The sequence below is a fragment of the Methylobacterium sp. NPDC097929 genome, assembly GCF_049543375.1.
Lineage (GTDB): Bacteria > Pseudomonadota > Alphaproteobacteria > Rhizobiales > Beijerinckiaceae > Methylobacterium.
Genome location: NZ_JBMVEP010000001.1, coordinates 1,516,605 through 1,541,141, shown reverse-complemented (window position 1 = coordinate 1,541,141; position 24,537 = coordinate 1,516,605). Strand labels below are relative to the sequence as shown.

General features: G+C 69.1%; 17 protein-coding genes and 2 tRNA genes. 5 read left to right on the top strand and 14 right to left on the bottom strand.

Translation table 11 applies throughout. From position 1 onward, the window contains the following. Window positions 1-38: 38 nt before the first annotated feature. From ACPCJR_RS07265 to ACPCJR_RS07255, 3 genes are read right to left on the bottom strand one after another with little or no spacing between them, the layout of a single operon-like run. Window positions 39-725, bottom strand: a complete 687-nt coding sequence (locus ACPCJR_RS07265; RefSeq protein WP_391511364.1) for an SDR family NAD(P)-dependent oxidoreductase — start codon at window positions 723-725, stop codon at window positions 39-41. Continuing rightward, window positions 722-1,789: a phosphoesterase gene (locus ACPCJR_RS07260; protein ID WP_391511365.1), complete on the bottom strand. Its 1,068-nt coding sequence runs from the start codon at window positions 1,787-1,789 to the stop codon at window positions 722-724. Before ACPCJR_RS07260 ends, ACPCJR_RS07265 begins: the two co-directional genes overlap by 4 nt. Before the next feature lie 25 nt (window positions 1,790-1,814). Then, a complete protein-coding gene (locus ACPCJR_RS07255) occupies window positions 1,815-2,117 on the bottom strand; it encodes a hypothetical protein (RefSeq protein WP_391511366.1) in 303 nt (100 codons plus the stop codon). A 255-nt stretch (window positions 2,118-2,372) separates the two neighbouring features. Between ACPCJR_RS07255 and ACPCJR_RS07250 the strand changes: the two genes are divergently transcribed. Together ACPCJR_RS07250 and ACPCJR_RS07245 are read left to right on the top strand one after the other, a co-directional pair. Continuing rightward, on the top strand, window positions 2,373-2,885 hold the full coding sequence (locus tag ACPCJR_RS07250) for a DUF892 family protein (RefSeq protein WP_391511367.1): 513 nt from the start codon (window positions 2,373-2,375) through the stop codon (window positions 2,883-2,885). Window positions 2,886-3,230: 345 nt separating this feature from the next. Next, window positions 3,231-3,434 (top strand): hypothetical protein, encoded by a 204-nt coding sequence (locus tag ACPCJR_RS07245; RefSeq protein WP_391511368.1) that lies wholly within the window; start codon window positions 3,231-3,233, stop codon window positions 3,432-3,434. A 142-nt stretch (window positions 3,435-3,576) separates the two neighbouring features. On the opposite strand, the gene ACPCJR_RS07240 is transcribed toward ACPCJR_RS07245, so the two are convergent. The 8 genes from ACPCJR_RS07240 to ACPCJR_RS07205 all read right to left on the bottom strand — a co-directional run bounded on the left by ACPCJR_RS07240 (window position 3,577) and on the right by ACPCJR_RS07205 (window position 18,008). Beyond that, the gene (locus ACPCJR_RS07240) at window positions 3,577-3,861 is read right to left on the bottom strand and encodes a DUF3768 domain-containing protein (protein ID WP_391511369.1); all 285 of its coding nucleotides are present in this window, start codon (window positions 3,859-3,861) and stop codon (window positions 3,577-3,579) included. Window positions 3,862-3,902: 41 nt separating this feature from the next. Then, on the bottom strand, window positions 3,903-5,789 hold the full coding sequence (gene drmB / locus ACPCJR_RS07235; protein ID WP_391511370.1) for a DrmB family protein: 1,887 nt from the start codon (window positions 5,787-5,789) through the stop codon (window positions 3,903-3,905). 7 nt (window positions 5,790-5,796) lie between these two features. Continuing rightward, window positions 5,797-9,363 carry a DISARM system helicase DrmA gene (gene drmA / locus ACPCJR_RS07230; protein WP_391511371.1) on the bottom strand — a complete coding sequence of 1,189 codons (3,567 nt, stop codon included), beginning with the start codon at window positions 9,361-9,363 and terminating at the stop codon, window positions 5,797-5,799. Window positions 9,364-9,557: 194 nt separating this feature from the next. Then, entirely contained in the window at window positions 9,558-10,364 is an 807-nt protein-coding gene (locus ACPCJR_RS07225; protein ID WP_391511372.1) for a hypothetical protein, read from the bottom strand. Further along, window positions 10,357-14,304 carry a DNA methyltransferase gene (locus tag ACPCJR_RS07220; protein ID WP_391511373.1) on the bottom strand — a complete coding sequence of 1,316 codons (3,948 nt, stop codon included), beginning with the start codon at window positions 14,302-14,304 and terminating at the stop codon, window positions 10,357-10,359. The genes ACPCJR_RS07225 and ACPCJR_RS07220 overlap by 8 nt, the downstream gene beginning before the upstream one ends. Window positions 14,305-14,410: 106 nt before the next feature. Continuing rightward, the gene (gene drmD / locus ACPCJR_RS07215) at window positions 14,411-17,530 is read right to left on the bottom strand and encodes a DISARM system SNF2-like helicase DrmD (RefSeq protein WP_391511374.1); all 3,120 of its coding nucleotides are present in this window, start codon (window positions 17,528-17,530) and stop codon (window positions 14,411-14,413) included. Between the two features lie 278 nt (window positions 17,531-17,808). After that, a tRNA-Arg gene (locus ACPCJR_RS07210) sits at window positions 17,809-17,885 on the bottom strand. A gap of 46 nt (window positions 17,886-17,931) precedes the next feature. Continuing rightward, window positions 17,932-18,008 (bottom strand) — tRNA-Pro (locus ACPCJR_RS07205). Between the two features lie 486 nt (window positions 18,009-18,494). On the opposite strand from ACPCJR_RS07205, the gene ACPCJR_RS07200 reads away from it, so the two are divergent. Beyond that, window positions 18,495-19,469: a LysR family transcriptional regulator gene (locus tag ACPCJR_RS07200; RefSeq protein WP_391516800.1), complete on the top strand. Its 975-nt coding sequence runs from the start codon at window positions 18,495-18,497 to the stop codon at window positions 19,467-19,469. A 249-nt stretch (window positions 19,470-19,718) separates the two neighbouring features. On the opposite strand, the gene ACPCJR_RS07195 is transcribed toward ACPCJR_RS07200, so the two are convergent. The 3 genes from ACPCJR_RS07195 to fdxA form a co-directional block, all read right to left on the bottom strand. Then, complete coding sequence (locus tag ACPCJR_RS07195) at window positions 19,719-20,591, bottom strand: RNA polymerase factor sigma-32 (protein ID WP_110352225.1); 873 nt, start codon at window positions 20,589-20,591, stop codon at window positions 19,719-19,721. Window positions 20,592-20,869: 278 nt separating this feature from the next. After that, entirely contained in the window at window positions 20,870-21,463 is a 594-nt protein-coding gene (locus tag ACPCJR_RS07190) for a CarD family transcriptional regulator (RefSeq protein WP_110352224.1), read from the bottom strand. Window positions 21,464-21,929: 466 nt separating this feature from the next. Continuing rightward, entirely contained in the window at window positions 21,930-22,268 is a 339-nt protein-coding gene (gene fdxA, locus ACPCJR_RS07185) for a ferredoxin FdxA (protein ID WP_110352223.1), read from the bottom strand. Window positions 22,269-22,809: 541 nt separating this feature from the next. On the opposite strand from fdxA, the gene ACPCJR_RS07180 reads away from it, so the two are divergent. Continuing rightward, on the top strand, window positions 22,810-23,409 hold the full coding sequence (locus ACPCJR_RS07180) for a hypothetical protein (RefSeq protein ID WP_391511375.1): 600 nt from the start codon (window positions 22,810-22,812) through the stop codon (window positions 23,407-23,409). A 90-nt stretch (window positions 23,410-23,499) separates the two neighbouring features. Continuing rightward, entirely contained in the window at window positions 23,500-24,486 is a 987-nt protein-coding gene (locus ACPCJR_RS07175; protein WP_391511376.1) for an MDR family oxidoreductase, read from the top strand. The last annotated feature ends 51 nt before the right edge of the window (window positions 24,487-24,537 follow it).

Below are 24,537 nucleotides of genomic sequence, written 5' to 3'. Positions count from 1 at the left end.
CAGCCGCTCCGGAGCGAGCCCAGAATCGGCGCGTCCCCTCACCAGGGCACCGTCTCCCCGGCATGGTCGAGGTAGACGCAGCCGCGCTGGCCGAGGCGGGATTCCAGAACGGCGACCATGCCGCGCGCGCTGGTCTCGACGTCGAGGGTGGCGCGCCGTCCGCCGAGATCGGTGCGCACCCAGCCCGGATGCATGAGCACGACGCCCCAATCCGCTCCCTTGTGCTGGCCGGCGAAGGAGCGCGCGAGGGTGTTGAGCGCCGCCTTGCTCGCCCGGTAGCTGCTCCAGCCGCCGCCGCGGTTCAGCGAGACCGAGCCGAGCTTCGAGGTCATCAGTACGATCAGCCCGCCCGGCGCCACCCGGCGATGGAAGGCCTCGGCGAAGCGGATCGGGCTTACCGCATTGGTCTGAAACACCGCGCCGACGACCTCCCGCGGCAGGAGGGAAGCGGGCGTGCCGGCCTGCGTGGCGATGCCGGCCACGACGAAGACGAGGTCGAAGTCCGGCGCCTGCGCCAGCCGCGCGCGGAGATCGGCGACCGCTCCATCGTCGTCGATGTCGACGTCCGCCTCGATCCGCAGGGCACCGGCGGCGGCGAGGTCGGCGAGGGCCTGCGAGGGCCGCCGCACCGTGGCGGTGACGTCCCAGCCGCAGGCCAGGAACCGCGCCGCCAGCCCGAGACCGAGCCCGCGCGAGGCCCCGACGATCAGCGCGCGGCGCCTCACGGGACCTGCGCCTCCGGCCCGAAGCCGAGTTGCGCGGCGAACCGGTTCCAGGTTCCGACCCGCACCTGGCCGCCGGTGGCGCGGCGGTGCCCCTGCGCGAACTGGTCGTCCGGCCCGAGCGGCGGTGCGCGCTCCTCCAGGAAGCCGATCAGGTCCGGGACGCCCAGACTGCGCGCCGCGAAGTGGACGTAGCCGGCACGGAAACCCGCATTGGCGCCGATCACCACCTGTCGCCGCAGGCGGAGCGTCCAGGATTGCGCGACGAGCGGATGGATCTGGCAGGGCGAGTCGCAGCGGATCAGGGCGACCGGACCGGCAAAGAGCGGCGGAACGGCGCGGGCGGCCTCTAGCGCCGCCTTCACCTCCGCCCGGGCGGCGTGCAGCGCCGCCGCGTCCGGATCCGTGCCGGCGACGATGTCACGGGGCCCGTCCGCCCGCAGCAGCATCCGCAGCGCCGGCCCGGCATCGCCCGAGGCCGAGCGGCGCGGCGCGTTGACGAGGCTGACCGCCTCGCGCAGTGCCCGGGCGGTGTGCGCCTTGCGCAGCGGGCCCATGGTCTCGGGGAAGTCGGCGCTCGCCGCCCGCTCGCCGAGATCGCCGACGAGGCCGATGCCGGCGAGCCATGCGAGATCGTCCGCCGCCCCGAGCGCCGCGGCGCAGGCGTGAGCCAGCAGGCTGGAGGTCGGGATCGGCGCGTCGGCATGGCCGCTGATCACGGTGGCCTCGGAGGCTTCGGGCCAGGAGCGCGGCACGTGATGATCGACGAGCACCGTCGGCACGCCCGGCAGGATGGTGTCGGCCTGCACGCCGAGATCGGTCACGACGAGGCCCGCGGGGGCGAGCGCGGCGAGTTCATCGCGGATCGCCGGTGACCACGCCGATTCGCCGCGCCCGATCACCCGAACCGGCCCGGGTTCATGGCCGGCGCGGGCCAGCGCCCGCCACAGGAGGGCACCCGCCGACAGCCCGTCGGCATCGTCGTGACAGAGGATGACGGGGGCACCCGGACCGAAGCCGGAGACGGCTTCAGTGAAGGCGGCCCCATGCGCGGCGAGCGTGCTCACGCGAGACCGCCCCGGACGATCCGGCTCACGCCTCCTCCGCCTTGCGCCGCCCGCGGCCGTGCTGATCCTTGGTCAGGGCCGCGTTCTCGGCGGCGGCCAGCTTCTCGGCCTTGCCGGCGGTGGCCGACGACGTGCCGGCCTCGGGCGAGCCGTCGGTGTCGGCGGTGGAGGCTGCGGGCTTCGGATGCCCCTTGCCCTCGGTCGGAGATGGGGCCGGGCCGCCTTCGGTGACGTCCGGATGGCCGGCCCCGGCCTTGGCGCTGCCGGCGGCCTGCACCTCTTCGGCCTTCTGGGACTTGGCGGATCGGCTGTGGCTGGTCTCAGACATGCGATGTGCCTCCGACGATGACGTTGTCGATGTCGGGCGGCAACCGGAGCCCCTGCGGCCGGGTTGCGGCGCCACTTGACGCATGGAGGCTCCGCCGCGGCCTGCGCCGCGCAGTATCTATCCCGTCGGACGAGAGCGGCCGGTGTCGAAGGGCGAGGCTCGGCAGGGCGCTTCCGTCGCAGCGAAGGGTGGGAAACAGCCGTATTTTACCTGGGTTGGCCGCCGGATCGCAAAAATATCCGGAGCGACGACAGCATGGCCACGACCGACATCGGCACGATCTACGCGGGTGCCCTTCGCAATACGCGCGCCCTCGAGAAGCAGGGCCTGGAGCAGATGGAGCGTCAGCTCTCCGGCCTCGAACGCTACCCTGACTACGCGGCCGTCCTGCGCCGCCATGTCGAGACCACGAAGGTGCAGATCGATCGCCTCGACACGGCGCTGGAGGCGATCGGTGAGAGCCGCTCGACGCTCAAAGAAACCGTCACGAGCGTGGCCGGCTCCATCGGCGCGGCCGTCCACGCCACCGCGCAGGACGAGACGCTGAAGAACCTCTACGCGGGCTACGCCTACCAGTACGATCAGGTCGCCGCCTATCGCTCGCTCGCGGTGATCGCCGAGCGGGCTGGCAAGACCGATCAGGTCGCCTTCTTCCGTGCCGCGGTCGATGAGGAGACGAAGGCCGCAGAGGCGATCGCCGCGCTGATCGAGCCGGTCACCAAGACCTATCTTGACCTGACGCTCAGCGGCGCGAAGGCCGACAGCTGACGACCACTCCGGGGGGCGGCCCGCCGCGGGCCGCCCCTTCAGTTTGAGGCCGCACGCCGAAAGCGCAGACCATGGACGATCCCGCCCCCAATCGCCGTCACCGTCGAAACCTTTCCAGACCATCACGAGCGCTACCGCTGGCATCTGACTGATGACGACGGTGTCTCCGTCCGGGCATCTCCGGAGTCTTGTGTTTCGCCGGAAGACGCGGGCACGGCTGGCGCTGCCGCACTCCGGGTTTTCGGGGCCCCCCAGCTCGGTCGAGGCAAGTTTGGCATTTACCGGTCGTACCGGGACCTTTTGGACCGACAAACCGACACTCTGGGAGATTGGCCCAACGCGCCCGTGCTCGACATCAATCTCGGCGCGGGGTCTGCGCTCAAGCTCGCGGAGACGCTGAGGGACTGGGGCCTCCCTTTCAACTTCACCACGGGATACGAAGGGGAGGTCATTTCAGCCGAAGTCGACGGCGCCGCGCGTTTGCAGAGGCCGCTCGCATTCCAGCAGATCGTCGCCGCTGTGTCGAAGTTGTTGCCCGCCGCCGTGTAGGCCGAAACCGGACGCTTTGAGGGTCCGGATTGGGTCACGAGTTCGCACGCCGCTTGTTCAGCCGTGCACCATGCCCTGGGAGCGCGAAATCGTCACGCTTGGCCATTCGGTCAACGGAGCGCGAGCCATCGCAGCGGCCACCTCAATGCTCCCTGGCGAGCATGACGGTGAGCACGCGGGCTGTGACGCTGGTGTCGGCCGGGTCGGGCGAGGTGAACCGGCCGGAGCGGTCGAAGCAATCGATGTTCCAGAATACTCGCTCGCCCGCGGCTTCCATGGCGCCGAAGTCGCGCTCCCCGTAGGGGTCGTTTTCAGGCTCGAACCGGTCGAAGGCGGCGATGGCGTCGAGGATCATCTGCTGGCGCTCGCGGCCGAGCGCGACAATGCCAGCGGTGAGTACCAGCGCCCCGCCGCTGAGATACGGCAAGTGAATATGTATGATTTTACTCGGTTCTGCTGGAAAATTGCCTAATTTTGAAATTCTTCGGGGAAGAGCGGCGGTGCCGTATCAATAACGGTTCGAACAAGAAGGCTGCGATCCAAGCGCGTATTGCGTGCCTCGCAGGATGTCTCCGGAATGAGAAGGCAGGCATGACAGGCGGCGCCATGCAGCGGCCTGTCGTCGTGGTCGCTGTCTGGGCCGTGTTCGGCGCAGATCGGATCGTTCGAACAAAGTCGCAGTTTAGCCATCGTGGCGGCGAGGAGAGCCGGGACGCGATCGGCCATGCTGCTGAGGCCACCGAGCGTCCCCTGCCCGCCGGCAGTTGACGTATAGATCAGGATGCCGAAGCGGTCGGTCTGCTCCGTCCCACTCGCGTAGATGCGCTCCTTGAGGGACGAGAGCGGGTAACCGCAGTCCAAAGCCAATTCCGCCAGCAATGCGTGCGAAAGGGAATGCAGCGCCCAGTAGGCAGTGCCGAGGTGCTTGGGCGGTCGATTGAAGCGGGCGGCATCGCGTGCTTCGCCCGCCTTCAGATGTTCCCCTCTCTGCATGACGTCCGGCGCCTGCAGCCACGTCTTCAGGAATTCGGGCGCGATGTGGAGGAAGATGCCCTCGCCGAATTGCTCCACGGCCGGGAGCCACTCGACGCTGCGGGCGAGGTCGGCGCCATCGACGGCGAGCTGGATCTCGTCAAGGTCGCTTTCGGCCGAGGTGGGCGGCGGCTCCAGGCGGGTGAAGCCGTAAAGGCAGGTCACCTCGCGGAGCCGATGAACCCTGACGACGCCCCGCAATAGTTTATTCCACGGAGCGGTCAGCTCAAGGCGGTCGCGGTCGATCGTTTCGGCGAAAAGGAACGAGGACGGGCCGTCGTGACCGATCCAGCGCTGGCCCGACGCGAGAAGGTCGAACTCGGCGAGCTTCGGATGGGCCGCGCCCTGCGCCGCCCCCGCGCCGCCCTCCTCGACCGCATTCAGGATTTCGCTGTCCGAGAAGGGCGCGAAGGCCTCCTCGGTCACCGGCATGGTGCGGAGCGCATCGAGCCAGTTCGGCAGGCGAGCGCGAAATTTATCAATCATTGTGCGGTGCTCTTGGACCGCCTGTCGCACGCGGCTGTCGGACTTGCTGAGCGAGATCACCGTCACCGTCTGGGCGAAATAGGTGTTGGTCGCCGAGCGGGGGAGCAGCCTCAGATCCTTGTCGCAGGTGTCGTCGGGAAGACGCCGAGGATAGAGCCAGGGGCTGTGGCAGCTGCATCGCCCGAGGAATTTGGGCTTGTAGAGGTCCCCGAGCGAGACGGACGCGCCGCAGGTGCAGCGGACGGAGATGTCCGCCGGATCCGAACTCACGCCGCGCTCGACCCAGAACATCGCCTTGCGGCAGTTCCGGTCGCCCTCGCGATGGGCGAGCCCGCGCCAGTCGATATCCTGGAGGTGGCCGCCGGCACAGGCCGCGACGAAGCGGATCGGGTTGACGGCGCTCCTCTTGCCTTCGCCCTGGTAGGAGAGCTTGCCGCCCTTGGTGACGTCGAGGTCGCGATACTCGATCATGCGCCGACGCTTCTCGGCCCGGGCCGGACCGGGCTCTGCGCCCCGTTCGGCAGTCCCGTCCGCTCTCACGTCGTCCGCGGTGAACCAACTCGGGAAGATCATGACGTCGACGCCCGGCGCGCCCTTGTCCTTGCGATCCTCGTCGTAGACGGGCGGCTGCCGAAGGCCGTGGAAGGTCGGGCTGAGCTTGTCGCCGAGCTGCTGCCTGAGGAGCGGCACGAGACGGTCCTCTTCGACCGGCTTCCAGTCGGCGTAGCGCCAACCCTGCAGACCTCCGACAACGACGGCGTGTTCGGGCAAGTCGAGCATCGCGCCCGGCCCATAGGTCAACAGCAGCTGGCTGAAGCTCTGAGTGATGTCGGCCATGTCGGGGTCAGTTCTCGAATGCTGCGCCGTCGGGGCTCCGGAGCTTCAGGAGCGAGACTGGCTCCGTGTCCCGCATCGACCGCCCCGCCTCGAACCACGTCCTGTTGCCGGTGATGTTGCCGCCTTGCGAGAGCGGCTCCTGAAGCAGGCGCTTCACCGGATCGCCCTTGCCGTAGACGAAGGCGTCGCCGTTCCGGGTCTGCCGGTCGGCGATCTCGATCCAGGCATCCCGCAGCTCGTCGAGGCGGGCGAGGCAGCGATGCCTGGTTTCCGCGTCCTGGCCGGCGACGCCCATCTTCTCCGCCACGATGGCCTTCACGGCGTCGAAGGCGTTTACGTGCTCGGCGAGATGCTCGGCGCCCGTCTGGGGCGTCAGCGCCGGCTCGACGTGGCGCGCTCCCGCAACGAGGGTCGCGGCCAGCGCGCGGTCGAGGGCGCGCCCCGCGAAGGGCGTCACGCTCGTGGCCTCGACGGCGCGATAGAAGCTCATGTGGAAGGCGCGGAACTGCTCGTAATGCGTCCGGTCTCGCGGCTTGTGGATGTTGAGCAGCGTCACGACGAGCCCGGGTTTTTCGGCCACGCGGCCGACGCGCGATGTCGCCTGGATGTACTCGGCCGCGGTCTTGGGCTGCCCCTGGACCACCATGAGGCCGAGCCGGCCGATGTCGAGGCCGACCGAGATCATGTTGGTCGCCATGGCGACGTCCACGGCGTTCCTGTCGCGTACGGGGAGGCCGAGGCGTGTGCGGGCCTCGGAGACCTTGTCGGTGCTGTAGCGCGAAGTCAGCTCCTGGATCTCCCGCAGGACGCGGTCGGCGAAGGGCCGGCCCTCCGGCGCCCGGCGGACGCGATCGACGCCGTAGGTGGTGAGATGCGTGCGCACCTCGTCGTCGACGATGCGCCGCGCGCCCCCGAGCTCACGCAGGGCGTTGAAGTAGCAGAGCGCCGTCAGATACGGGTCGGCGGGGTCGTCCTTGCCACCACCCGTCGACAGCGCCTGCGCACCTGCTAGCAGGGTCTGCAGGGTGCGCAAGAAGACGAGCTTCGGTCCTCGCCCCGGCGACGCGATGCCGACGTACAGGCGTGAAGGAGTGACGCGGTCGATCTCCGCGAAGAATGAGTCGTCCCGGCCGACACCCGGCGGCGGGAAGATCGCGGTCCGGTGGCGGCCGAACAGGTTGCGGATCTGCGCGTCCGCGCGCCTCACCGTGGCGGTCGAGGCGACGATCTTGGGGCCGCGCCGCTCGCCGTTCACCTGTCGCGAGGACAGAAGGTCGAAGGCGGTCTCATAGAGACCCGCGACGGTGCCGAGCGGGCCGGAGATGAGGTGCAGCTCGTCCTGGATGACGAGGTCGATGGGGCGCAGCTCCGCCTCCAGCGGACGCCCAGCCGTCTTCTCCTCGGCGCCATAGAAGCCCTGCTCGTCGGCCCGGCGGACGTTGCCGAAGAAGGCGCCGCTGCGCCCCTCCCACGGCACGCCCGCGAACTTGTCGACGGTGGCGATCATGAAGGCCGGCAGGCGGCGGTAGATTTCGTCGTCCACCACGACGACCGGCAGACGCTGCTTCCCCGTGAAGGGGCAACCCCGTTCGAGGCCGTCGCAGGTGATGTCGAGCCGCTGCGGCGCCGCGACGTTGGGATGGATGTGGAAGCTGTCCTTGCGCAGAGGCGTGCCGCACCAGGGGCAGTCCTTCACGGGGGCCGGCGCGGGACCTCCCTTCCTGTGATCCTGCAGCCAGCGGACTGCCGTCCCCTCCTTCGGGCTCTTGCTGGAGCCGAAGGTGTTGGGCGTCGCGCCGCCACCGACCCAGAGGCCGATCTCGATTGGCCAAGTCCCGAGGCGCCCCTTCTCTTGCCGCTCGAGCTCCAGGGCGCAGACGAGGCCGGCCGCGCGCTGGAGCTGGTCGAGCGTCAGCAGGCGCAGCGTGTAGCGCATGACGACCGACAGACCCGCGCCGGCAAGGCCCGGGTTGGCGAGCCGCCGTCGCGCGATCGCGAAGGCCGCGAGGCCGAGATATGCCTCGGTCTTGCCGCCACCGGTGGGGAAGAACAGGAGATCGACGATCGGCCGGTCGGGGTGGGCCGGCGAGGCCAGCCCTTCGAGGTTGAGCAGCACGAAGGCGAGCTGGAACAAGCGCCAGCTCGGCGGCCTCTTCGGCGGCTGACCATTCTGCGCCGTCGCACGCTGGATGTTGGCTCGCGCCATCACACGGTTGGCGATCGCGAAGGCCTCGCGGCTGAGCGGGTCGGTGAGAAGGTGAGCGATGCCGCCAGCGATGCGGTGCCGCGCCGCCTCGACGTTGGCGAGGCATTCGCGGGCGACATCCCGCCGCCGCGCCCCGTCGAGGGCTACCGCGGCCTGCCCGGCCGCCCAGCGCGCGTAGTCGGCCGGCAGGGCGTCAAGAGCCGCCGCCAGCGCGTCCGGGTCGAGGGCCGCTTCGGCGAGCCTCTCCATGCCGCGCTCGACGCCGGCGACGTCGAGGTCTGCGCCGAGCTTCTCGACGTCCTGGACCGGGATCGGGTTGGTGAAGACTCGCGTCACCCGGCCCTCGGCGTCCGGCGGCGTCCAGTCGCCCGAGGTGTTGTGGCCGACCGCGTAGGACGCCACGTCGCGGTAATGGAGGTCGGCGAGGCGTGCGTCGAAATCCTGCGCGTCGTAGGAGGCGCGGTCGTCGCGCGGCGCGAAGCCGGAGGCGGCGGTCAGCTCCAGCCGCGCCTGGAACGCGAAGGCGACATCGCCGAAGCGGCGCACCGCCTCCGGCCGCGCGTTGACCAGGAACACCGAGACGGCGAGCAGGTCGCTGCGCACGCCGTCGATCCCGGCCGTGCGGGTCGGGCGGGCCGACACGACGAGCCGCAGGCAGCCGCCGGGCACCTGCGGCGCAGCGCTGTCCCACAGGTCGATGGTCTGCGTCTCGCCGTCGTGGGCCGCCCCGAGCGGAATGGTCACGCGCTCCTCGCGCGGGATGCGGCGCCAGGCCAGAGTCTCCTTGCGGGGCTCCTGGGGCCGCTCGCCAGCGGCCATCGCGGCCTCGCGCCGGGCCGGCAGCAGCACGGCTTGGTCGAGGGGCGGCTCGGTGACGTAGTCGCCCCAGGTGATGCGGGCCTGCAGCTCGCGCGTGCCCTCGGGCAGCAGCACGGTGAGACCGAGCGATGAGGGCTCGAAGGAGCGGGACGGCGGGCGCTCGTTCGCGCCCTCGTCGGCCGCTACGCCGCGCCCGGTCGCGCCCTGCTCCATGGCCTCGCTGCCGCGCAGCTCTTCCAGTCGCAGCTCGGCCTGCTCCTCGGCGGCCCCCTCACTGGCGGCGCGCGCCGGCGCCCGCGCGGCCGTGGCGCCCGCGCCGCGGCGCGGGCCGAGGAAGCCCGTGAGATAGAAGGTCGAGGGGCTCGCGCCGGCCAGCACCTCGCGGGCGAGATCGGGGTCGCGGTCCGGGCAGGGGCCGACGAGGTCGCGGCGCATCATGTCGAGCAGTCGGTCGCGCACGCCCTCGGCCGTGGTCGGCCGCGGCAGGATCGACAGGCGGTCGAGTTCCGGCTGCGCATCACTCCGGCCGGGCGAACTCGAATCGTCCATACAACCTCCTCCCGCGGGCGGCGGAAGCTATCAACGGATGGGGGAAGCGCAACCTGGAATGACCGGTTTCTCTCGGTCTGATCCAAGCGGTGCGCTCGATCTCCTCGATCGAGGCGATGTCGCGCACGACCCGGACGGCGACCGAGCCGGGCAAATCAGGATCCCGGCGTGGGGGCGCGCGCTTCGGCACGCGTTCACGGAGCCGGCGTCTCCCGGCCCTCGGCGTAGTCGCCGATCACCCAGATGAAGCTCTGCACGTCGATCCGGTCTCGCGGCTCGAGCGACGAAAGTTCGCGGCACGTCTCCTCCGTCAGATCGAGGAGGCTGTCGTAGACCGACGGGTGAAGGCCGGCCTGATAGTCCCGGGCGAAGCAATGGCCGACGCGAACTGCAAAATCCTTGGTGACCTCCGGCTTCAGGAACATGTGGCTCTCGGGCCGCCACAGGAACGGCAGGTAGGTCGCCACCGTCCACTTCGCGCTGTCGTGCGGCTTCGACGCCGCCTGCATGTGGGCCAGACCGTTGCGCACCTCACCCAGCGCGAAGTGCGCGGCGCCGCGCACGAAGGCATCGGCTTCAGGGCTCCGCAGCATGGCCGTCAGACGGGTCTTCTCGAACGGGGAGAGGAGGTTCGTGGCTCGGAACGCGGACAGAGCGGCTTCTCTGAAACCGGACCCGGTCGCCGCCGCCTCGACGGGAGCCGAGGCGTCCAGCTTAGCCTTCGCCCTCACCTTGTAGTCGCGCTCCTCGGCGAGGAAGCGCTCGGATCGAAACCCACCCTCGAACCAGTGCAGGAAGCGGTTGCGCGCGCCGTCGAACCCGAAATAGCGGGAATCGGCGCGGCCGACCTCGTTGTGCAGCCGCCGCCACACGTCGTCGGCGTCCGCGCCGATCACGATGGGCTTGCCGTCCGCCATCCCGTGATAGCGGCCTTCGCTGTGGACCAGCCTCAGTTCGATCTTGCCGGCCTGGCCGCGCCGCACCGTCTCGGCTTTAGGCATCGTCGAACAACCCCGGGTTCTCGCCGGGCTCGGACTCGGACGGGCGCGCACGCCCCTTCACGGGAACCAGGCCGGCCGCGACCTCCTCGGCATGGCGCTCGGCGTTGAGCGCCAGGAGGCGCGACAGGACGAGGTCGCGCCCCTCCGCGGGCCAGAAATAGCGCCCCTGGTAGGTGTGGTCGTCCTCCGTCTCGGGGGTGAGGAACTCGGGGCGCAGCGTGTTGGCGAGATCGTCCCAGCCGTAGGCTCGCAGCACGGCGCGGTCCATCGCGTCGTGGAGTTCGCGCAGGCGGACGATGGCTGGGGCGTGCTCGTCTGACTTGTGGAAGCGGTTGTAGGTTTTGGTCATGCCTTCGTCGGCCGCGACCATCAGTGCGGCGCGGTGGTCGTGGTAGGTCTGGCCAGCGGCTTCGAGCGTCTGATCGGTCTCGTAGCCGGGCGGGAACGGAAAGGTTTCGAAGCAGTCGGAGGGGGTGTAGCGGAGACGATCTTCTAGTGTAGAGGCAAAAAAGCGCGCCCACGTTTCGTGAGTGCGGGATTGAAGAGTGGCGAATGGTGACTTCCCGTTCATCGCTATTATTTTTAGAGCGTGCGAAAAAGTTATACCAACCTGAAGTTGGGCAAAATTCAGATGTGGTGAAGTCTCTGGCGTAACAATCGCCCCATTTGCAAGTGCAACCGCCTTGTAGAGTTCATTTTTTGGTCGAAAAAATTTCCACCAATCGCGCTTGAGAATCCTGCCGTCCGCGTTATCCTTTGTTTTGAGGCGCTCTGGTAATACTTTATTTCTAACAATCTCGATCAGATCAGGAAGAGATTCTGCTTCGCATAGCGATAAAGATGAAATATCAATAACAAATCGCGAAGGGCTGCAATCGGGCGAATTATTCATGTCATCGCCACCTAAGTATGGCCTGATATAATTTTTATAAACTGGATGCGCATCAATTAGGCGGCGCATCTCGAAGACTGGTGTTGTTTCATCGTCATTGTCTGCAAAAAGAAAGCCCTGGCCGTAGATTTTTGTCCCATTGAAAGCTTTATTTAAATTCTCCAACAGGCGATTTGGATTCTCGTCAAAATCTCCTCCGACAAGGTAAGCTGAGATACGCGGAACCTGTTGCCCGTTTAGTATCGCTGAGCGTACTTTGTTGGCTTTGTGAACATGCACAATTGAGACTATTACGGCCGCACCCTCGTTCGGCCACTGATACCGCTTGGTTGCCCGAGCGATGCTGCCGCCCTGTCCTATGATCGTTGCTAGTCCTGTCTGTCTTGTGTCTCCCTGGCCAATCGTATTTGTGGCGATCAGCCCGAAAGCACTGGCTTGTCGAAGCAAGTTAAAGGCGCGACGGAAAAAATGAGCTACGAGATCGGCATTTCCGTGCGCGCCCTTGTGCAGAATTTGCAGCCACGGTAGGTAGCGAGACCCTGAGCCCTCGCTGATTGTGCTCTTACCTGCAAAGGGCGGGTTGCCGACGATTGCGTCGAAACCAGCGTTTTCTCGCAAGAACACCTCCGGAAACTCGATCTCCCAATGAAACGGCCGCCACCCCTGCGTGGCCCGGAACCGCCGCGCTTCGGCGGCCATCCGCTCGCCGTCCACCGAGAGCTGCCCCCCGATCCAGCTCTCGACCGTCTGCCGCGCCGTCTCGCGCGCCTTCGGCTTGTCGGCGGAGAAGAACGCCGCCACCACGGCGTCGCCCACGTCGCGGGCGAGCTGCACCTCGTCCTCGACGCGGCGATGGCGCGAGGCCTGCACGATCGTCAATACGTCGTTGCCGGCGGTGCGGATCGCTTCGCGCCCCTCGGTGGCGCGCGCCACCGCCTTGGCGATCGCCTCGCGGAACAGCGGCAGGCCGGGCTTCGACGCGTCCCAGTGCGCTGCCTTGATCTCGGCGAGCGTCAGCCCGACGAGGCTGTCGCCGCTCTTGAGAGCGTGGTCGAGGAAGGAGAACTCGTGCTCGCGCGCCAGCGTGGCGAGCCACAGCGACAGGCGGGCGAGATCCACCGCCATGGGGTTGCGATCGACGCCGTAGAGGCAGCGCTGCGCCACGAGGCGGCGGGCGTGGGTGGCCTCGTCCTCGTCGGCGGGGATCGCCGGCTTCTCGGCGGCGAACATGTCCCAGGCCTGTTCCAGCCGGGTGCCGAGCTGGCGGCAGGCCTCGACCAGGAAGGCGCCCGAGCCGCAGGCCGGGTCGCACACCTTGAGGGACAGCACCGCCTCGGGCGAGGCGTTTTTCCCGATGCGCTCGAAGGCCGGCTCCAGCGCGTGGCGCACGATCGGCTCGGTGAGCGAGCGCGGCGTGTAGTGCGAGCCGGAGCGGCGGCGCTCCTCCGTCGGCTGCAGGTAGGGCGCGCCCGCCGGGATCGGCTCGCGTTCGGGCGAGGCGCGCTCATCGACCAGCGTGCCGAAGGCCGCGACGAGGTCGGCGACGGAGCCGGCCTCCTTCACGGCCTTGGCCTGCCTCGGGCTCAGCGAGACGGATTGCTCCTTGAGCGACTTCTGCCGGTCGGCTGGCTTGAGCGTCAGGAGAGCGTCGAGGCCCACGAAGGTCGGCAGCCGCTTGTCGTCGCGCAGGGCCAGCATGGCCTCGGTGGCGCGCCGGGCGGTGAAGCCCATCACGGTCTCGTAGACCGAGCCGATGCTCTCGACGTCGAGCGCGCGGTAGGACAGGCGCTCGCGCACCCGCTCGCCGCCGAGAGCCCGCCCCTCGATCGTCATCAGCCCGTGCAGGATGCGCAGAACGGTGCCGTCCCCCACGGGCAGCACCGTCCCGGCCTTGCGGGGGCTGCCCTTCGTGCGGCCTTCCAGGAAGGGGAAGGCGTCGGGATCGAACAGCTTGCCGCCGCGCCGCGCGACGAAGTCGTCGTGCCCGTCATGGATGAGACGGCACGTGGCGAGGAGCTGCCCCCAGGCGCCGCGGCGCTGATCCATCGTGTCGGGGTTCAGGGCCTCGTCGACGAGCAGGCGCGCATAGAGGGTCTTGATCGAGTAGCCGCTCTCCCAGAGCTGGCGCATGCCGGGATCGGCCGTGGACGGCAGGAGGTCGCGGTCCTCGGCGTAGAGCAGGAAGACGAGGCGCATCAGGCAGGTCAGCAGCCCCTCGTAGAGGTGGTGCGGCTCGGCCTCGGCCATCGCCTCGACGGTGTCCGGCGCCGCGCGGTGCAGGCCGCGCATCAGCTCGTGCAGGGCGCCGAGCACCTGGCCGGACAGTTTTTCCGAGACGGCGTTCTGCGCCTCGCGCGAGGCCCTGAGCAGGGCACGCAGCCGCGTCGCCGGCGCGCCGGTGAAGAAGGCTTGGCGCCCGAGCAGGAGCTTGAGCCCCGCCAGCATGGGCCGCCCCTCGACGCGGCCGAGCGCCGCCAGCGGCCAGGACAGCCAGCCGGCCGTCTCGCCCTTGGGGGCGTAGACCAGCCGCAGCACGTTGCGGGCGACCAGCACGCCGACGCCGATGCCCGTCTCGCGCAGCAGTCGCTCCAGCCGCTGGTGCGGGCTCGCCTCCCACTCCTCGCCGAAGGCGTTGCGCGCGTCGGCATCGAGCGTCGGATGGAGCAGCACCAGCGCCTGCGCGGGCACGTCCGTCTCAGGGGTATCCGCCCAGAGCAGGGCCAGGTCGGGGGCGATCAGCGTGTCCTGCTCGGGCACCGTGCGGGCGAGCGCGGGGCCGCCCGGCGCGCCGGCGACGGAGGCCGCCGGCCAGCGCAGCACCTCGTTGAGGAAGCGCCAGGGATCGGCCAGGACGAAGCGCCGGTCGTCGTCGCGCGGTGCTTCAGGGTCGAGGCCGAGCGCTGCGGCGGCGACTTCGGTGTCGCGGGGCGTCTGGCGTTCGGGCGGTCGCCCGGCCTCGCGCAGCACGTTCGGCCCGACGACGAGCCCCTCCGGCTGAAGGTAGTTCAGCCATTCCGCGGTCTCGTCCGGGCGGGCGTGATAGGTCATGGACTTCTCGCTGGAGCCGGTCCGCGTGGCGCGGCTCGTCGGAATGGAGACCGGGCGCAGGGCCGTGCGCGCCGGTGCGGGCCGGTGCGGGCTACCTTGGCGCCCCTCAGTTGGTCGTCGGCCAGAGATAGACGAGGCCGAGCGGTTCGAGCTGGCGCGCCCGCACGGCGTAGCCGTCCCGCACCGCGCCGGGTTCGCTGTCGAGGTCGGCCTGGAGGCGCAGCAGCTTGCCGTCCCAGGAGCGGCGGTCCGCCTCGAACTGGCGCAGCTCCTTCTCGGATTGCTGGCGCTGCTCGTCCGAACGGAAGTCGAAGGCGAATTGCGGCGGCGCCACCTTCTCGCGCATCGCCTCGCGCACCTTGCCGATCTGCCGACGCAGGAGGGCGGCCAGCGCCTCGGCCTCGCGCGCGCCGTTCTCCGCGAGTTCCGCCACGGCCTCGACCTCGGCGGCGGCGGCCCGGGCTTCGAGATGCGGGCGCAGATCGGCGATGTCGCGCTCGGTCCAGGCGGAGAGCCGTTCGATCACGCCCGAGCCCGGCGAGGCGCCTTCGCGCAGGGCGTCGTCGAGTTGGCGCACGGTGGCCTGCTCGCCCACCTCGGCGAAGGGGGTGAGCGGCGCCTCCGCGCGCCGCGTGTCGCGCCAGCGGGCCGTCACCAGCACGATCTCCTCGTGCAGCCTCCGCGCCCCGGGGCCGAACAGCGACAGGCGCCCGGCCAGCACGACGCGCGGCTCGGCCGCGGCGCCGATCACCGCGGTGACGCGGCCGACCGTGGCCCGGAACCCCTGCGAGGCGAAGCGCGAGATCAGCCGCTTGACCAGCCGGTGCTCCAAGTGGAGCTGCACCACGTCCTGCGGCTCGGGCGCGCCGTCGGCGATGCGCGGCGGCGCGAAGACGAGGCCGCGCACGGGCGTTTCCCTGCGCCACTTCGCCCGCTCCCAAGGCTTGCCGGGGCGGCCGGGGCGCAGCTCGTCGAACAGCGGCGCCCAGCTTCCGTCCCGCGTGAAGGCCGGGCTCGCGGGGTCGAGCAGGAGGGCCTCCGGCACGCTGAAGCCGCCAGGCTGGAGCGCGGCACCGTCGTCCTTCAGGGCGATCTCGACCACGCGCCGGATATCCTCACCAGCGACGCCGACGCGGCGCTTGGCCTGATCGAGCAAACGCTGCAGCCGCTCCTCCTCGGTCTTCAGCCGGGCGACGCGCCGGTCCGCCTCGTCGCCGAGTTCGCGCTCGGCCAGCGTGACGCCGCGCGACGTCTCCCCCGCGATGGCGGAGGCCAGCGTTGCGGCCTCGCCCCGGCGGATGCCGTCGCGCGTCAGCTTCCGTTCGAGGTTCTGCCGCAGCACCTCGCCCGAGGCGCCGAGTTCGCGCCGGATCGTCTCGGTCTTGCGGACCAGGGCTTCGAGGACGCGATCCTCCTCGCGCTGGGCGTAGACGAAGTAGCGGCAGCTGACGCGCTTCGCGGGCTGCAGCTTGCGGTCGATGCGCCCGTTGCGCTGCTCCAGGCGCGACGGATTCCAGGGCAAGTCGACGTGGACGAGGTCGCGGCAGCGCGCCTGGAGGTTCAGCCCCTCGCGCGCCGCATCGGTGCAGACAAGGATGCGCACGGGCTCGCGGTCGAAGGGGGCGTTGAAGGCGATCTTGATCCGGTCGCGCTCCTCCAGGCTCGTCTGGCCGGTGAAGACCAGGATGCGCCCGTCGAGGTCGATCTTGCCTCGGCTCCGCGCAAGCAGTCCCTCCTTCAGGCGCTCGACCAGCCAACGGCGCGTGTCGTCCCATTCGGTGAACAGGATCAGTCGGCGCTCCTGCCAAGCCCGGGCGCCCGGTTCCAGCATCTCGGCCTCGATCCAATCGAGCAGCGCCGCGACACGGGCGTCGGGCAGGTCGCGCGCCTTGCCGCTGACGGCCAGCATGCGATCGACATGCGCGATGGCACCGTCGATGTCGCCGAGTTCGGTTCGCGCGCTCTCGGTCGCGGCGTCGATCGACTCGTCGTCGAGCAATTCGGACTCGGTACCGTTGGCGTCCGCGTCCCGCCTGCGGAGCAACGTCTTGCGATGCGTCGTCAGCGTGCGATCGAAGGCGGCGATCGAGGAGAACAAGCGTTGTTGGAGGTTGGCGAAGAGGAAGCGGGCTCGACTGCCGCCGGCCGAGGCGCCGCGGTACTCGTCGAGCATGGCGGCGAGTCGCAGCTCCGGCGCATCGGCGGGCAGGCCCTCGATCCGGATCGGCTCGACGACACGCACGGGGAAGGGCTGGCCGAGGCGGCGCAGGTCCTCTTTGAGGCGGCGCACCATTACCGGCTCAAGATCGCCCGGCTCGACGTCGATGCCGCGATGGAAGCGCTGCGGGTCGAGGATCTCCAGAAGGGTCGCAAAGGAGTTGGAGTGCCCGTTGTGGGGCGTGGCCGACAGAAAGAGGCGGTGCTCGAAGCGGCCCGCGATGTCGCGCACGGCGCGCGTCATCTGGCTCTCGGTCGCCCAGGCGGCGCCGGCCGAGGGCGCGGCGTGGTGGGCTTCGTCGAGGATGAACATGGACCGCCCCCGGAAGTCGCCGAGGAGGTCGCGCAGGCCCGTCATGTAGACATCGTCCGACAGCACGCTGTGGGACACGATGAAGCGCGAGCCGATGCTCCACGGATTGGCCGAAAAGCCGCGGGTTCGCCGAGTCTCTAGGAGGTGGTCGCGATCGACGATCGTGAAGTCGAGGCCGAACTTCTGGGCCAGCTCGTCCTGCCACTGCAGTAGCATGGAGGCCGGCGCCGCGACGACGACGACCTCGACGCGTCGGCGCAGCAGCATCTCCCGCACGATGAGGCCGGCCTCAACCGTCTTTCCGAGGCCGACATCGTCCGCGATCAGCAGGTTGACGCGCGGGAGTGCGAGCGCCTTGGCGAGCGGCAGGAGCTGGTAGGCGTCGAGACGGATGCCGGCCCGAAAGGGTGCCTGAAACAGTTTGCGATCCGCTGCCGATGCGGTTCGCCATTCCGTGGCACGCAGATAAGCGCCGAGCCGCTCGGGGCCCTCGAACGCGGTGTGGAGCAGCGGAGTCCAGTCCTGCGGGTCCACAACCTCCACTCCAACCTCGGGGAGTAAAGTGAGCCGAATTGCTTCGCCCTGCGAATCATCCTCAACGGAGACAAGATTTAGCACCGGCGTTCGACCGATGATGTTGTTCCCGTCCACAAACCAAGTTTTCGATCGCGCCTTCAGAAATGAGCCGGGCGCCACTTGGATGTCCTCCAACAGACCATGTTCGCCCAAACCACGCCTCCCGTGCGGGTCGCTGCATTGAGACAGGACGAGGTTAGTTCAATCTCAGGATGGAGCGCTACCTGCCCGCATACCGCTGGTCCGGCGCAGTACTCGCCGCGGTTTAGCACCTCGGGAAGCCTGTGCCAGCGATTTGCTTCCTATCTGCTTCCTGGGCAGATTTTCTAGGAAGCATAAAGCAATGAAAAAGGGGCCAGCCAAACAGCCAACCCCCCCTGCTAAAAACACTAAATAAGTGGCGCGCCCGAAAGGATTCGAACCTCTGACCCCCAGATTCGTAGTCTGGTGCTCTATCCAGCTGAGCTACGGGCGCCCTTTTTTTCGTCTCGACGCCCTCGGGAGGCGTTTCTCTTCTTGCTTGGTCGGAGTGGCAGGATTTGAACCTGCGACCCCCACGTCCCGAACGTGGTGCGCTACCAGACTGCGCTACACTCCGATGCCGCCCCCGAAGGGCCAGCGAGCGGGCTTATAGCCGGCACTCTTGGCAGTCGCAAGCGGGTCGGCGGGTCCAACGGCGCTTCTTTTGCTGCGAGGGGCGCTCCAACCCCTCGAGAAGCGCCGGAATTCTGCCTAAGCAGCTGAGAAATAGAGATTTTAAAAAAATTTGCTCTCGCCGCACACCTCTCCGTTCCGCGGGGTCCGAAGGGGCTTGAGGCATCACGGGCGACCATTGTCCCTTCGGGCAGCGGCCGGTTGGGCTGCCTCTCCGAAGGACGGCCGGGTCGGAGATGCGGCGCCTCTCCCCGTGCAAAAGGCCACGTTCGGTGCGGGACGTTTATTCCATCGGCCGAAACGATTTTTCCGGTCGGAGCCCAGAGCGCCCGCTACGGTTATAGGCAGATGTGCTAGAGGGCTCGTAGGGTTGTGCGTCGCCTCTCGTCGAGAGGTACACGTGCAATCACGTAACGACTGGGCGGACCGGATGAAAATGCCGCATCCTCAACTGCTGCGCGACATGGCGCTTTTCGTCGAAGTCGCTCGGCGCAAGAGCTTCAGCCAAGCGGCAGCTGCCCTCGGCATGCCGATCTCTTCCCTGTCGCGCCGAATTACGATGTTCGAGTCCACGGTCGGCCTTCGGCTTCTCGATCGCACGACCCGCAAGCTGGCGCTGACCTCCTACGGCGAGGCCTATCTCGCCCAGGTGTCGCTGCTCGTGGACGAGGCCCAGCGGACGTTCGACGACATGATGGCGGTGGCCAAGGGGCCGAGCGGGTTCCTCAAGATCGCCGCACCGCCGGACTTTTGGGTGCTGCGCCACCTCTCGGGCGTGATCACGGAGTTCTCCGCCCTCCACGAACACATCCACGTCCACGTCGATCTGAAGCCCGCTCCGGTCGATCTCGTGGGCGACAACTACGATCTCGCCGTGGCCATCGAGGAGCCGCGCGAGACCTCGCTGATCGTGCGCAAGGTGGCCGAGGTCGAGAACGGCATCTTCGGTGCGCCGGCCTATCTCGCCGAGCGCGGCGCGCCAGCGGCGCCGCTCGACCTCGAGGCGCACCAGGTCATCGTGCCGGCCCAGGGCACCTCCGCCAACTGGGCGCTCACCCGCGGCAGCGAGACCGTCGCCATCACCGTGGCGGGCCCCCTCTCTTGCAACTCGCTGAGCCTCGCCCGGCGCTTCGCCGTGGCCGGACAGGGCCTCACCCGGGCCAACGTCATCAGCGTCGACAGCGATGTCTCCACGGGCCGCCTGCAGCGCGTCCTGCCGGATTGGAGCCTGCCCTCGACGCCGGTCTACTTCGTCACGACCTCGCGCCTGCTGCCCGCCAAGGCCCGCAGCTTCATCGATTTCGCGACGAAGCGGCTCGCCACGGTGCTCGCCGCCGCCTCGGGCAACCCGCGGTCGGGCGGAGGCACGCCGCGCCGCGTCGGGCAGGACGTCCTCTCTTCCTGAAAAAGAACGGGCGGGCCCTGCGGACCCGCCCCGTCGTCTGTCTGCCATCGTCTGAGGCATTGGAGCGCGTCCAAGGCGCGGGACGGGTCTTTCGACCTTCCCGGGCGCGCTTCCTTCCGCGTCTCGAGATCTGGCCTTCATCCCGTTCGCAGGATGGCCCCAGGAAGCACACGGCCGGCTGAAGCGCCGTTCCGAGGCTCCTCTTCGCTCCATGCCTCAGGATGCGGGACTCGGCCGACGAGGCAGGCCTCAGGCGTAAACACTGCTCGGCGCCTGCGGGAACTTCTCCGCCAGGGCTCGACGCAGCTTCTCCAGGGCCCGGTTCTCGATCTGGCGAACGCGCTCCTTCGAGATGCCGAGGCGGTGACCCAGCGCCTCCAGGGTCGCCTGATCCTCCGCCAGCCGCCGCTCGCGCAGGATGCGCAGCTCGCGCTCCGACAGGACGGTGAGCGCCTGGCGCAGCCAGACGAGACGCCGCTCGCCGTCGACGAGGGCGGAGACCGTCTCGTCGGGCAGGGCCGCATCGTCGACCAGGAAGTCCATCCGCTCCGAGGACGCCTCGCTCTCCTCGCCCACGGGCGCGTTCAGCGACATGTCGGGGCCGGACAGGCGCGCATCCATCAGGGCCACGTCCTCGCGAGACACGCCGATGGCGGTGGCGATCCGGCCGTGGATCTCGGAGCCGACCTGCTCCTCGGTCGATTGCATGAGGCGGGCGCGCAGGCGGCGCAGATTGAAGAACAGGGCCTTCTGGGCCGAACTCGTCCCGCCGCGCACGATCGACCAATTGCGCAGGATGTAGTCCTGGATCGAGGCGCGGATCCACCACGTGGCGTAGGTGGAGAAGCGCACGTCGCGCTCCGGCTCGAAGCGGGCGGCGGCCTCCATCAGGCCGACATGCCCCTCCTGCACGAGGTCGGCCATCGGCAGGCCGTAATGCCGGAAGCGGCCGGCGAGCGCGATCACGAGGCGCATATGCGCGGAGATCAACCGGTGGAGGGCGCGCTCGTTGCGCTCCTCCTTCCAGGCCACCGCCAGTCCCCGCTCTTCGTCCCTTGCAAGGAAGGGCGCCTCCATCGCTGTCCGAATGAACTGACGCCGCATCCCCGCGATCTCTGCCATCCCCGCCTCTCTCGTTCGAGCGTTCTTGGTTCGAGCGTTGTCGGATCCAACCGCATGGGTCTCGCTGGCCGGCAGCGCGCCGGGCCGGACCCTGGGTCAAGCCATCCGTGGCAGAGGCACAACACATCCGTGCGACGCTGGTTCCCTGCGGGCGTGTGGCGCCGGGGACGAAAGGATCAAGAGGTCATCCACAGCGCATGAAAAAAGGGCCCGGTATGGCGCCGGGCCCTTTATCAGCGATCGCGCGTCTCGCGGCGGAGACGCGGGTGGTTCCCGCCTCAGGCGGCCTCCTCCTGCACGTCGTCGTCGCCCTCGGCATCCGCCTCGGCTTCCGCTTCGCCCTTGGCGCGGCGCGGCGACTTGGCGAGGCTCTGCTCGATCAGCTTGAGCGCCTCGGTCTCGGTGATCTTGTTCACCGAGGAAATCTCGCGCACGACGCGGTCGAGGGCGGCCTCGTAGAGCTGGCGCTCGCTGTAGGACTGCTCGGGCTGGGCCTCGGAGCGGAACAGGTCGCGCACCACCTCGGTGACCGAGATCAGGTCGCCGGAATTGATCTTGGCCTCGTATTCCTGGGCGCGGCGCGACCACATCGTCCGTTTGACGCGGGCGCGGCCGGTCAGCACGTCGAGCGCCTTCTTGACGAGTTCGGGCTCGGCGAGCTTGCGCATGCCGACGCTGTTGGCCTTCGCGGTGGGCACGCGCAGGACCATCTTGTCCTTCTCGAACGAGACGACGAACAGCTCGAGCTTGTAGCCCGCGATCTCCTGCTCCTCGATCGCGGTGATCCGCCCGACGCCGTGCGCCGGATACACGACCGCCTCGCCGGTCTTGAAGCCTTGGCGGCCTGCCGTCGTCTTCTTGGCTGTGGTCATGCGGAATGAGCCTCCACTGTCATCCACGCGGGTCGAACGCCCGCGCTCGTCACTTCCGGGGCGGGACACCCGGCGCATGCCCCTGTTCGGCGGCGCGTCGCGAGACGCCGGCCGGTTCCCGGGCTCTTGCGTTGCTCCCACCACACGAAGGAACGCGCCGGGAGCAAAATGCTTCCGGCGGTCGATCGCAGCCAACCTCGTTTCCAGGAAAATGGAACCCGCCTTGCGGGCGGGAGGAGGGAGCGCATCGGGCGTGAGCGACGGCAGACCCTCATGTAACACAAACGGGCCGGCAAATCAAAGGATTGCCGGCGCGCAAGCGCTTCCCCGCATGGGAGGATCGTCGGTTTTGCACGGCTCCGCACAGCCCCGGCCGCCGGTTTCAGGGGGGCGGTTGCAAGGGGGACGGGCGGCGCGCCCCAGTGCGTTCCTGCGGCTCTCCTGGCGATGCCGCGCGACGAGGCGATCAGTCGCCGGAGCCGGGATTGGGCGAGAAATGCGCCTCCAGCTTGCCGCTCACCCCGTCCCACTCCTTGGCGTCGCCGGGGGCGTCCTTCTTCTGGGTGATGTTGGGCCAGGATTTGGCGTAATCCGCGTTGAGCTTCAGCCAGCTCTCGAGGTTGCCCTCGGTGTCGGGCTTGATCGCCTCGGCAGGGCATTCCGGCTCGCATACGCCGCAATCGATGCACTCGTCGGGATGGATGACGAGCATGTTCTCGCCCTCGTAGAAGCAATCCACGGGACACACCTCGACGCAGTCCATGTACTTGCACTTGATGCAGTTGTCGGTGACGACGTAGGTCATGGGCCGTTCGGTCCTTAAGATCCGCTTGCCGTGACGGGATCGGGCGCGCCTCTGGCCGGCCCGCCACCCGCCTTAGGGCGCCTCACGAAGCCTCCGATGGACCGGGGGCGCCCCGCGCCGGCCCGAACGGGCGGCGGGAGTTCTCGTGAGGGATACCGAGGTGCGGATGCGATCCCCTCGCGCGGCGGTGTCGTGCCAGCCGGGCGCCGCCACCGCCCGATTTGGAAGCGCTCTAGCCCTTGGCCGTTGGGCTGACAAGCGTGCCGTCCCGCCCGCGCGCCCGCATCCCGCGGGCAGGGCCTTTCCGGCCACAGGCGGCCCGCCCGCTGTCCGGTTCGGGCCTCGACAATCGAGCGACCGTGTTCAGTTCTGCGTAGTCTTAGTCATTGGTTAATTTTACTGTCTTCGACAATCGAGCTTGTCGGGAGAGCAACCTTCGCGGCTATCTGCACGTCGAAAGGTGCGTCGTTTGCGTCCCGTGTCGATCGGGCGGCGCTCCGAGATCGTGTTTCGAAGCCGCGTCGAGTTCCGAGGTTTTCCGATGGCCGCCCCCGCCCTGCGCCCGCGTTTCCTGCTCCTATCGCTCGCCGCCGCGACGGCGCTCCCGGCCCTCGCCGCACCCGCGCTGGCGGGCGGCAGCTGCGTGAGCGCCGAATGCTACCGCCGCGTCACCACGCCGCCGGTGTTCGACACCGTCTCCGAGCGCGTGCTGGTGCAGCCGCCGCGCACGGTCTACCGCACGACGCCGCCGGTCTACGACACGGTGTCCGAGCAGGTGCTGGTCGCCCCGGGCGGCCGGCGCTGGGAGACCCGCGTCGATGCCTACGGGCAGCTCGTCGGCTGCTGGGTGACCACGCCGCCCCGCTACGCCGTGCAGACCCGGCGCGTGCTGGTGCGCCCGCCGGAGACGATCCCGCACACCCTGCCGCCGGTCTATGCCACGACGCAGCGCCGGGTGCTGGTGCAGCCTGCCCGCACCGCCTGGGTGCCGGCCGCCGCGCCCGCCTACGCCTCCGGCGCCGGGTACGGCCCCCTCGGCATCGGTTCCATTCCCGACGCCTTCGGTATTGCCGGCGCGTCCTCGGCGGATGTGGCGGTGGGCCTCGGCTTCTCGCGCGGCAGCATCTACGACGGATACTGAGCCTCTTGGCCGCCCGGCGGCCGGTGCGGCCTTGAATCGGGGCCGCGCCGCCGTAGCTCCCTCCCGGTCTCAAGACGGGAGGAGCGGCTCATGGCGGCGTTCAAGGCCTGGGTGATCGAGAAGGCCGAATCCGGTCAGACGCTGTCCCTGCGCGACTTCGACGAGGCCGACCTGATGGACGGCGACGTCACGGTGCGGGTCAGCCATTCGGGGCTGAACTACAAGGACGGGCTCGCCATGACCGGCCGCATGCCGGTGGTGCGCCGCTTCCCCATGATCCCCGGCATCGATTTTGCCGGCACCGTCGAAGCCTCGGATCATCCCGGGTATCGCCCCGGCGACGCCGTCGTGCTCACCGGCTGGGGCGTCGGCGAAACGCATCTCGGCGGGCTGGCCGAGCGCGCCCGCGTGCGCGGCGACTGGCTGGTACCCCTGCCCGAGGGCCTGAGCCCCGCCGAGGCCATGGCGATCGGCACTGCGGGCTACACGGCCATGCTCTCGGTGCTCGCCCTGGAGCGGCACGGCCTGACGCCAGAGGCCGGCCCGGCCCTGGTGACGGGTGCCTCGGGCGGCGTCGGTTCGGTGGCGGTGGCGCTCCTCAAGCGCGCCGGCTGGCACGTGATCGCTGCGACCGGTCGCGGTGACGAGGCCGATTACCTCAAGAGCCTCGGCGCCGCCGAGATCCTGGAGCGCGAGGCGCTCTCGGGCGAGCCGCGGCCGTTGGCCAAGGAGCGCTGGGCCGCCGGCATCGACGCGGTCGGCGGCAAGGTGCTCGCCAACGCCCTCGCGATGACGAAGGGCGGCGGCGCCATCGCCGCCTGCGGCAATGCCGGGGGCATGGACCTGCCGGGTTCGGTCGCACCCTTCATCCTGCGCGGCGTCGCGCTGCTCGGCATCAACAGCGTGACGACCCCGCAGGCCCCGCGCCGCGAGGCCTGGGCCCGGCTCGCCCGCGACCTCGACCGCGATCTCCTGAAGCGGATGACCGCGACGGTTCCGCTGTCCGAGGCGGGCGGCCTCGCCGAGCGGCTGCTCGAGGGCCGGGTGCGGGGCCGCACGGTCGTCGCGGTCACCTGAGCCCGGTGGGGCGCTTCCGGGAACCGGGACGCGGGCTTGAGCATTCCGGCT